Source organism: Marilutibacter maris (assembly GCF_006546735.2).
GTDB lineage: Bacteria > Pseudomonadota > Gammaproteobacteria > Xanthomonadales > Xanthomonadaceae > Marilutibacter > Marilutibacter maris.
Genome location: NZ_VICD02000340.1, coordinates 1 through 9,549 on the forward strand (window position 1 = coordinate 1; position 9,549 = coordinate 9,549).

General features: G+C 67.1%; 8 protein-coding genes and 1 pseudogene. 4 read left to right on the forward strand and 5 right to left on the reverse strand.

Annotated elements, in window-relative coordinates; genetic code table 11:
* Positions 1-119: 119 nt before the first annotated feature.
* The 4 genes from FKV24_RS18805 to FKV24_RS18820 are packed head-to-tail and all read right to left on the reverse strand — an operon-like array spanning position 120 to position 3,374.
* Positions 120-518 (reverse strand): STAS domain-containing protein, encoded by a 399-nt coding sequence (locus FKV24_RS18805; RefSeq protein ID WP_141483482.1) that lies wholly within the window; start codon positions 516-518, stop codon positions 120-122.
* Positions 519-547: 29 nt separating this feature from the next.
* Entirely contained in the window at positions 548-937 is a 390-nt protein-coding gene (locus tag FKV24_RS18810) for an STAS domain-containing protein (RefSeq protein ID WP_111267662.1), read from the reverse strand.
* Positions 937-1,368, reverse strand: coding sequence for an ATP-binding protein (locus FKV24_RS18815; RefSeq protein ID WP_141483483.1), 432 nt, complete (start codon positions 1,366-1,368; stop codon positions 937-939). The genes FKV24_RS18810 and FKV24_RS18815 overlap by 1 nt, the downstream gene beginning before the upstream one ends.
* The gene (locus FKV24_RS18820) at positions 1,362-3,374 is read right to left on the reverse strand and encodes a SpoIIE family protein phosphatase (RefSeq protein ID WP_170288380.1); all 2,013 of its coding nucleotides are present in this window, start codon (positions 3,372-3,374) and stop codon (positions 1,362-1,364) included. Before FKV24_RS18820 ends, FKV24_RS18815 begins: the two co-directional genes overlap by 7 nt.
* A 934-nt stretch (positions 3,375-4,308) precedes the next feature.
* Here FKV24_RS18820 and aceE point away from each other — a divergent pair.
* From aceE to FKV24_RS18840, 4 genes and pseudogenes are all read left to right on the forward strand, one after another.
* Complete coding sequence (gene aceE, locus FKV24_RS18825; protein WP_141483485.1) at positions 4,309-7,014, forward strand: pyruvate dehydrogenase (acetyl-transferring), homodimeric type; 2,706 nt, start codon at positions 4,309-4,311, stop codon at positions 7,012-7,014.
* Between the two features lie 206 nt (positions 7,015-7,220).
* Positions 7,221-7,481 (forward strand): helix-turn-helix domain-containing protein, encoded by a 261-nt coding sequence (locus FKV24_RS18830; RefSeq protein WP_141483486.1) that lies wholly within the window; start codon positions 7,221-7,223, stop codon positions 7,479-7,481.
* 4 nt (positions 7,482-7,485) lie between these two features.
* The gene (locus tag FKV24_RS18835) at positions 7,486-8,799 is read left to right on the forward strand and encodes a type II toxin-antitoxin system HipA family toxin (RefSeq protein ID WP_141483487.1); all 1,314 of its coding nucleotides are present in this window, start codon (positions 7,486-7,488) and stop codon (positions 8,797-8,799) included.
* Positions 8,800-8,823: 24 nt separating this feature from the next.
* A pseudogene (locus FKV24_RS18840) lies at positions 8,824-9,054 on the forward strand (hypothetical protein); the annotation flags it as partial.
* Positions 9,055-9,283: 229 nt separating this feature from the next.
* Here the strand turns inward: FKV24_RS18840 and FKV24_RS19655 are convergent.
* Positions 9,284-9,549 (reverse strand): hypothetical protein (locus tag FKV24_RS19655; RefSeq protein ID WP_211371927.1); only part of this gene is annotated, 266 nt, incomplete at its 5' end.

The window sequence follows — 9,549 nt, forward strand, 5'->3', positions numbered from 1 at the left end:
CGTAAGCCGCGAGGGCCTTCATGGGAAAGCCCGGGTCGCAGCTGACGCAGCTCCTACGGGTCAATCCTGGGGCATGCCGATGCGCGCGCTGATGCCTTTCGTAGGAGCGCGGTGTCGGGTCAGGGGGTGCCGTCGTCGGGCATGTCGAGATCGCCGTCGAGCACGCCCTGCTGGATGCGGTCGAGGTAGGCGTCGGCCTCGTGGCTGGTGTCGAAGATCGCTTCCAGCGGCACCGCCTTGGCCAGGTCGATGACCTTGCGGATCTGCGGCGGCGGATGCAGCAGCAGGACCTGGCCGCCCTCCGGCGCCAGCGCCTTGCGCGCGCGCAGGAGGGTGCGGATGCCGGCGCTGCTGATGTACTCCAGGTGGGCGATGTCGAGCACCAGCGCGCGCGGTCCGGCATCCAGCAGCGGCGCCAGCGCGGTCTCCAGTTCGACGTGGGTGTGGGTGTCCAGCCGTCCCGACAGCCTCAGGTACTGATTGCCGTTGACCGGCGGGTAGGTCTCGATCTGCAGCATCGTCGTGCCCGTCCTGCGCCGGTGACGGTTCAGTCCTCGTCCTCGTCGGCGCCCTGCAGCACCTTGCGTTGCATGGCGTCGAGGTAGGCGTCGGCCTCCTCGACCGAGGCGAAGATCGAGTTCATCGGCACCGCCTTGACCATGTCGAACACCTTCTTGATCTGCGGCTGCGGGTTGGCGACCAGCACCTTGCCCGAGCGCGTCGCCAGCGCCTTGCGCGCGCGGAACACCGAGCGGATCCCGGCCGAGCTGATGTACTCCAGGCCGCTGAGGTCCAGCACCAGGGTGGTGATCGACGGGTCGGCCAGCAGCGGGGTCAGCGCGGCGTCCAGCTCGGCATGGGTGTGGGTGTCGAGACGACCGCCGAGAGCGACGCGCTGGCTGGCGGCGGCGGGCTGGATGTCGATGTTCAGGCTCATCACGCGGACTCCTTCTGGTTCATGCGAAGGCTGAGGTCGAGCAGGTTGTACGGCTCCTCGCGCCGGTAGCTGACCGATTCGGCGAGGCTGCGGATCAGATGCACGCCCAGGCCGCCGACCTCGCGTTCGAGGATGTCGCCGTCGAGGTCGGGCGGCGGCGCCTGGGTCGGGTCGAACGGGGCGCCGGTGTCGCGGAACTCCAGCCGCAGCAGCTCGCCGGCGATCGCGATGTGCACCGACAGCTCGTGACGCGGGACGCCCTCGGGGTCGCCGCCGTACTTGATCACGTTGCTGGCCAGCTCCTCGACGATCAGCCGCACGTCGGCGCACAGCTCGGCGTCGATGCCGTGCAGCTTCAGCACCGCCTCCAGCGATGCGTTCAGGTCCTCCACCCGGGCCAGCTCGCCGGGCACGATCAGGCGGATCAGCATGCGTTCGATTCCTCCATGGACGTTTCGGGGGTCGGGTCCAGCCGCAGCCGGATCGCCAGCACGGTGATGTCGTCCTGCGCCGCCGGCTGGGCGAAGGCGTGCACCTCGGCGATCAGGCGTTCGCACTGGCCGCGGGCGTCGCGGTGGGCGCGCACGCTGGCGATCAGGCCCTCCATGCCGAAGGCGACGTTGCCGGCGTCGAAGGCCTCGGTCACGCCGTCGGTGTAGGCGAGCAGGGTCATGCCCGGCTCCAGCCGGCCACGCCACAGCGGGAACGCGGCGGCCGGCTCGAAGCCCAGCGGTCCGCCGGTCTCCACCGGCAGGGTCTCGATGCGGCCGTCCGGGTGCAGGCACACCGGCGGATCGTGGCCGGCGCTGGCCAGCACGCAGTCGCCGCTGCGCACGTTGATCCGCCCGCACAGCACGGTCGCGAACATGCAGGTGTCGTTGCCCTCGACCAGCCGCCGCGACGCCGCCGCCAGCACCTGCGAGGGATCGCCGCCGCCGCGCGCGGCCGCCTCCAGCACGGTGGTGGTGCGGGCCATGAACAGCGCCGCCGGCACGCCCTTGTCGGAGACATCGCCGATCGCGAACCACAGGTCGTTGTTGCCCAGCTCGACGAAGCTGTAGAAGTCGCCGCCGACCGCCTTGGCCGGCTCCAGCTGGGCATAGGCCTCCAGGTGATGATCGGCGCGATCGATCACCCGGCCCGGTGGCAGCATCGCCAGCTGGATGTCGCGCGCGATCGACAGTTCGCTCTCCAGCTTCTGCCGCGCCGCGCCCATCTCCTCGATCTCGAGCAGTTGGCGCTGGATCGAGCTGCGCGCGTGCTCCAGGGTGCGCGCCATCACCCCGACCTCGTCGCCACGATGCAGGTCCGGGACCGCGGTCGTGTAGTCGCCGTCGGCCAGTCGCGCCGCGGCGTCCGACAGCCGCCGCACGGGGTGGGCGATGCGCCGCGCCAGCCGCCCCACCAGCAGGGTGCACAGCAGCGCCAGCACCATGCCGCCGGCCGCCAGCAGCACCAGAGTCTGGTTGAGCCGCGCCTCGACCAGCGCATGCGACTGCGAGACCAGCACCGACCAGCCGCTGTCGCCGACCGGGTCGATCACGCTGAGCAGGTCCTCGCCGCGGAGCCGGTCGGTGTGCGAGAGGAACAGATGGCGGTGTTCGCCCGCGGCCGTCGCCAATGGCATCAGGTCGCCGCGACCGGCATCGGCGACATGGACGTCCAGCGCGCGCTGTCCCGCGTCCGCCGGGATATCGGGTCCCATCGCCACGGTGCCTTCGGGGGCGACCAGCCAGACCTGCCAGCCCGGCAGGTGGGCGAGGGTCTGCAACGGATCGGTCAGCGCGGTCAGCGGCAGGTCCAGGCTGACCATGCCGCGCGTCGCGCCGTTGCGGCCCTGCCGGCGCAGCGGCGCGTTGTAGGTGACCATCCAGACCCCGCCGGCGCTCTCGTTGAGGTACGGCTCCGACCACCAGCCCTCGCGCTCGGACAGGGTGCGCTGGAACCAGGCGCGGCTGCGGTAGTCGTAGCCGTCGGCGATGAAGTCGCGGTCGGGGCGGTCGAGGCTGACGTAGCGGGTGTAGGCGTCGTGGCCGCCGCCGGCCTCCAGCGCCAGCAGGCCGCCGGCGCAGCCCGGGGTCGCCTCGACCAGCGCGCGCAGGGTTTCGGTGAGGTCCCGCGGATCGAGGCTGGCGTCGGTCGCCAGCGCCGACAACGCGCCGGCGGTGACCGCGACCGTGTCCATCATCGTGTCCAGGTGCTCGGCCATCTGCTGGCCATTGGCCAGGGTCGTCAGCCGCGCCTCCTGATCGATCCGCCAGTGCGTGTACCCGGCCATCGCCGCGGTCATCAGCACCACCACGGTCACGCTGACCAGGCCCGACCACAACGCGATCCGCGTGCGCAGGCTGTGCCGCCAGTGGACCTGCCGGCCCGGCGTGCCCGAACGCTGCTCCGTTGGCCCCCCTGCAGGCCCGTGCTCACTCCGATCCGTCATCGGTGGCGAATCCTCGCCGCACCGGAACCGCATGCCCTGGACTGCGGGGCTTGCGGATCGCCCGGGGGGACCGGGCGCCTCGAGGCCGACGCAGGCCGATCATACGCAGCAGGCATGTGTCGGGAATGTGCATTGCGCCGCGTTCGCGGTCACCAATCGGCGCGCGGCCCCTCGCCTCTATAGGAGCGGCGTAAGCCGCGATCCCCGGGCTGCGCCCGGGAATCCCCAAAGTTTGCTACGCAAACCTTGGGCCCCGCCGTTGCGCTTCCACACCCCCATTCGTGCCTGCGGCACGAATCGCCCCCTGACTCAGGGGGCTGGGGCGCCATGGCACCTGACGTAGGAGCGGCGTCAGCCGCGATGAGGCCTTCATGGGAAAGCTCCGGTCGCAGCTGACGCGGCTCCTACGGGGTTCCGGCGCAGGGATGGGACGCGCGAGGTTCTTGCTCTTCGTAGGAGCGGCGTGAGCCGCGATGGGGCGTTCATGGGAAGGCCCGGGTCGCAGCTGACGCAGCTCCTACGGGGTTCCGGCGCAGGGATGGGACGCGCGAGGTTCTTGCTCTTCGTAGGAGCGGCGTGAGCCGCGATGAGGCCTTCATGGGAAAGCCCCGGTCGCAGCTCACGCGGCTCCTACGGGGTTCCGGCGCAGGGATGGGACGCGCGAGGTTTTTGCTCTTCGTAGGAGCGGCATGAGCCGCGATGAGGCGTTCATGGGAAGGCCCGGGTCGCGGCTGACGCCGCTCCTGCGAAAGGCAGGAGCGGGGCGTGCGACCGGCCGCTGGTATGCAATGCCCACGGGCTTCGCATACCAGCGACCAAAGGCTGAGCCGGGGGCGGCCGGGGCGACACGGAAGGGCGCGGTCCGGCTGCTAGAATCGGGACTCTAATTTCCCCCACCTGACTCACGAGGCGCGGCCATGGGGCCGCGGAGCGCATGACCCAGACCTACGAGAGCCCGTTCGCCGACCTGCTGCAGAACGACCCGGACCCGGCCGAGACCCAGGAGTGGGTCGAATCGGTCCAGGCCGTCATCGCCCATGACGGTGCCGAGCGCGCCCACCAGCTGCTGCAGGGCATGGTCGAGGTCACCCGCCGCGCCGGCGCCCACCTGCCGTTCTCGCCGACCACCGAATACATCAACACCATCCCGCCGCACCTGGAGCCCAAGACCCCGGGCGACCAGACCATGGAATGGCGGATCCGCTCGCTGATCCGCTGGAACGCGATGGCGATGGTGGTGCGCGCCAACCGCAAGCCCGGCGACCTGGGCGGCCACATCGCCAGCTTCGCCTCGGCGGCGACCCTCTACGACGTCGGCTTCAACCACTTCTGGCGCGGCCCCGAGGGCGACCACCCCGGCGACCTGATCGGCGTGCAGGGCCACAGCTCGCCCGGCATCTACGCGCGCTCCTTCCTCGAAGGCCGGATCAGCGAGTCGCAGCTCGACCACTTCCGCATGGAGGTCGACGGCCGCGGCATCAGCTCCTACCCGCACCCCTGGCTGATGCCCGACTACTGGCAGCTGCCGACCGTATCGATGGGCCTGGGCCCGATCGCCTCGATCTACCAGGCGCGCAACTGGAAGTACCTGGAAGGCCGCGGCCTGATTCCGAAGTCCGACCGCAAGGTCTGGTGCTTCATGGGCGACGGCGAGTGCGACGAGCCGGAGAGCCTGGGTGCGATCTCGGTCGCCGGCCGCGAGGGCCTGGACAACCTGGTGTTCGTGATCAACTGCAACCTGCAGCGCCTGGACGGCCCGGTGCGCGGCAACGGCAAGATCATCCAGGAGCTGGAGGGCCAGTTCCGCGGCGCCGGCTGGAACGTGATCAAGACCATCTGGGGCAGCTACTGGGACCCGCTGCTGGCGCGCGACACCAGCGGCAAGCTGCGCCAGTTGATGATGGAAACCGTCGACGGCGAATACCAGAACTGCAAGGCCTTCGGCGGCGCCTACACCCGCGAGCACTTCTTCGGCAAATACCCGGAGACCGCGCGCCTGGTCGCCAACCTGTCCGACGACGACATCTGGCGCCTGAACCGCGGCGGCCACGACCCGCACAAGGTCTACGCGGCCTATGACGCGGCGACCAGGATGAAGGGCATGCCGACCGTGATCCTGGCCAAGACCGTCAAGGGCTACGGCATGGGCTCGGCCGGCGAATCGCTCAACCCGACCCACCAGACCAAGAAGCTCGACGACGAGGCGGTCAGGAACTTCCGCGACCGCTTCAACATCCCGGTCACCGACAAGCAACTGGCCGACGGCCAGGTGCCGTTCTTCCACCCGGGCAAGGACTCGGAGGAAGTGCAGTACATGCTCGACCGGCGCAAGTCGCTGGGCGGCTTCCTGCCGCAGCGCCGCCGCCAGGCCAGCCAGTCGCTGGAAGTGCCCAAGCTCGAAGCCTACGAGCGCCTGCTCAAGGCCACCGGCGATCGCGAGATCAGCACCACCATGGCCTTCGTGCAGACCCTCAACATCACCCTGCGCGACAAGCAGGTCGGCCCGCGCTGCGTGCCGATCGTCGCCGACGAGGCGCGCACCTTCGGCATGGAGGGCCTGTTCCGCCAGCTCGGCATCTACGCCCCGCAGGGCCAGAAGTACAAGCCGGTCGACCGCGACCAGCTGATGTACTACCGCGAGGACGCCGCCGGCCAGGTGCTGGAGGAAGGCATCACCGAGGCGGGCGCGTTCTCCAGCTGGATGGCCGCCGCCACCAGCTACAGCACCAACGACCTGCAGATGCTGCCGTTCTACATCTTCTATTCGATGTTCGGCTTCCAGCGCATCGGCGACTCCGCCTGGCAGGCCGCCGACATGCGCGCGCGCGGCTTCCTGCTCGGCGCCACCGCCGGCCGCACCACCCTCAACGGCGAGGGCCTGCAGCACGAGGACGGCCACAGCCACCTGCTCGCCGGCGCGGTGCCCAACTGCCGCAGCTACGACCCGACCTTCGGCTACGAGGTCACCGTGATCGTCCAGCACGGCATGCAGCGCATGCTCGCCGAGCAGCGCGACGAGTACTACTACATCACCCTGATGAACGAGAACTACACCCACCCGGAGATGCCCGAGGGCAGCGCCGACGGCATCATCAAGGGCATGTACCTGCTCAAGGACGCCGGCAAGCCCAAGAAGGGCGAGCTGCGTGTGCAACTGATGGGCAGCGGCACCATCCTGCGCGAGGCGATCGCCGCCGCCGAGCTGCTGGACAAGGATTTTGGTGTCACGGCCGACATCTGGTCCTGCCCCAGCTTCAATGAGCTGCGCCGCGACGGCGTCGACGCCGAGCGCTGGAACCGCCTCAACCCCGAGGCCAAGACCCCGCGCAAGCCCTACGTGACCGAACTGCTGGACGGCCGCCAGGGCCCGGCCATCGCCGCCACCGACTACGTGCGCGCCTTCGCCGACCAGATCCGCGAGTACGTGCCGATGCGTTACACCGTGCTGGGCACCGACGGCTTCGGCCGCAGCGATACCCGCGCCAACCTGCGCCGCCACTTCGAGGTCGACCGCTTCCACATCGCCCACGCCGCCATCGCCGCCCTGGCCGCCGACGGCAAGATGAGTGCCAAGGACGTCACCCGCGCGATCAAGGAGTACAAGATCGACGTGGAGAAGCCGAATCCGATCGGGGTTTGATGACGCTCGACAAAGCACCAGGAAGGGCGGCCCTTGGGTCGCCCTTCTGCATTTGCGCCTTCTGCATCGGACATGGTGAAAATCAATTCATAGGTTGAATTTATCGAATTCAATCTATAGATTGATTTTTCGAGATTCAAGGGTTAGGTTGAGCTTGTAGAGTTCAATCTATTCCTTGAAATTCGCTTGATTCGAGGTGGAACGGCATGAAGTACCTCATCCAACACCCACGCCAACTTGCCCCATTGCTCAAAGCATTGCGGGCCCAGGCCGATCTCTCCCAGGCGCAGGTCGCCGCAAAGCTGGGGGTGACCCATCAGGCCATCAGTGCATTGGAGCGGCATCCGGAAAAGGCGACGTTCGACCGACTGATGCGATTTCTTGGCGCGTTGAACGTGGATATCGTTCTGCAGCCCCGCTCCCAGCAGGAAGACAGCAGGTCGCGATCTGCGCCGGTGGAGTGGTAGGCCGATGGCAACCTCATCAACCAACGCGCTTGCCGTCTGGATCAATGGCGAGCAGGTCGGCCTCTGGGAGGAACGACGCAGCGGGGCCCAGACATTGACCTATGCCGCCGATTGGCTGGTTGCGCCACATGCGCGTCCGCTGTCGTTGTCGCTGCCGCTGCTCCCGGAAGGCGGTGTTCACCGGGGAACTGCCGTCGCGTTCTTTTTCGAGAACCTCCTGCCTGACAGCACTGACATCCGGCGTCGGCTCCGCCAGCGGACCGGTGCCCGATCGACAGCCGCCTTCGATCTACTGGCAGAGATTGGCCGGGACTGTGTCGGAGCCGTGCAGCTGCTTCCGGTCGGACGGCAGCCGGAAGGCTTGGGGCAGATCGACGCGGAACCGCTGACGGATGCGGAGGTCGCCCAGGTGTTGCGCGACGTTCCCGTAACGAGGACGCCTGGGGCGGCAGAGCTGGGGGACTTTCGCATTTCCATCGCAGGCGCACAGGAAAAAACCGCCTTGCTTTGGCACGAAGACCGCTGGTGCCTTCCGCGGAACTCAACGCCAACGACACATATTTTCAAGCTGCCCCTTGGCAAAGTGGGCAACATGCAGGCCGACTTCAGCACCTCGATCGAAAACGAGTGGCTTTGCAGCCGTATTGTCGAAGCGTTTGACATACCTGTTGCCCGAACCCGCATCGCGACGTTCGAGGAGCAGAAGGCGTTGATCGTCGAGCGCTTCGACCGCCGTCGATCCGAGCGTGGCGACTGGTGGCTGCGCCTGCCGCAGGAAGACATGTGCCAGGCCCTCGGCGTCCACCCGGACCACAGGTACGAAGTCGACGGCGGCCCCGGCGTGCGGGACATCATGGAATTGCTGCGGCGCTCCGAGCAGGCTGGTCGGGATCGAAACGTTTTCTTCAAGGCGCAGATCGTCTTCTGGGCACTGGCGGCAACCGATGGTCACGCCAAGAACTTCAGCATCTTTCTGGGTGCAGATGGCGTCTACCGGCTAACGCCGCTGTATGACGTGCTGTCTGCCTATCCCATCATGGGAAGCGGCCCCAACCAACTCGATCCGTACGATGCCAAGCTGGCCATGGCCGTGGTCTCCAGGAATCGGCACTACCGGATCCGGAGCGTCGTGCCGCGCCAGTGGGAGGCCATGGCCCGGTACTGCGGCGTCGATGGTGAACAACTGCTAGCCGAAGTGGCAGAGCAAACGCAGCGGGTTATTGAAAGAGTGTCCAGCGAACTGCCGCACGACTTCCCGGATGCCGTCGCCACGCCAATCCTTGAAGGACTTTCGAGAGCAAGCACGCGCTTGATCTAGGCGGTTCTGCGTTTCACAAGAAGACGCATCCGCGAGCTTGTGCCGATGCGCTACACCGTCCCAGGCACCGACGGCTTCGGCCGCAGCGACACCCACGCCAGCCTGCGCCGCCACTTCGAGGTCGACCGCTTCCACATCGCCCACACCGCGATCGCCGCCCCGGCCGCTGACGGCAAGATGAGCGCCAAGGATGTCACCTGCGCGATCAAGGAATACAGGATTGACGTGGAGAAGCTGGATTCGATTGGGGTTTGAGGGTTGCTCGACCTCTCCGGTGAGCGGGAGAGGGGAAGAACGAAAAAGGCGGCAATCGGCCGCCCTTTTTCGTATCCGGGTGTTACTGCACGGTCAGCCAGTCGCGAAACTGCGACGGCCGGATGCGATAGCGGGCGATGTTGCCTTCGTGCAGCTGATGCAATTCGTTGACCGTCAATGCGACCGTACCGAGGCATCCACATACTTACAGGTCACTTAGCAAATGGTGTCACCGCTTCTCTAATCGTCGAAGCCACTCAGATTCAGTCAACCCGACGCGCGACAAATCACTGGAGAATCTTTCAACAGCGCGCTGCGCATGAGGAGTTCTAAACTGATCGATCCAGTAGTACCTTTCCTGCGACGTGCTCTCGAAGTACAGCTCTCCATCTTCGCTCTCCGTAGCAACCACCTGCTGCAGCGCATTGTCCGGGGCGAATTCTACCGAAAAGCAAAGATACGATTTGGGTTGATAGTTTAGCTCAAGAGTAGCAG

What these genes read in the sequence shown, in the direction of transcription:
- aceE (WP_141483485.1), top strand. Translation starts at nt 4,309, where the DNA reads ATGACCCAGACCTACGAGAGCCCGTTCGCCGACCTGCTGCAGAACGAC.
- FKV24_RS18830 (WP_141483486.1), top strand. Translation starts at nt 7,221, where the DNA reads ATGAAGTACCTCATCCAACACCCACGCCAACTTGCCCCATTGCTCAAA.
- FKV24_RS18805 (WP_141483482.1), bottom strand. Translation starts at nt 518, where the DNA reads ATGCTGCAGATCGAGACCTACCCGCCGGTCAACGGCAATCAGTACCTG.
- FKV24_RS18810 (WP_111267662.1), bottom strand. Translation starts at nt 937, where the DNA reads ATGAGCCTGAACATCGACATCCAGCCCGCCGCCGCCAGCCAGCGCGTC.
- FKV24_RS18835 (WP_141483487.1), top strand. Translation starts at nt 7,486, where the DNA reads ATGGCAACCTCATCAACCAACGCGCTTGCCGTCTGGATCAATGGCGAG.
- FKV24_RS18820 (WP_170288380.1), bottom strand. Translation starts at nt 3,374, where the DNA reads ATGACGGATCGGAGTGAGCACGGGCCTGCAGGGGGGCCAACGGAGCAG.
- FKV24_RS18815 (WP_141483483.1), bottom strand. Translation starts at nt 1,368, where the DNA reads ATGCTGATCCGCCTGATCGTGCCCGGCGAGCTGGCCCGGGTGGAGGAC.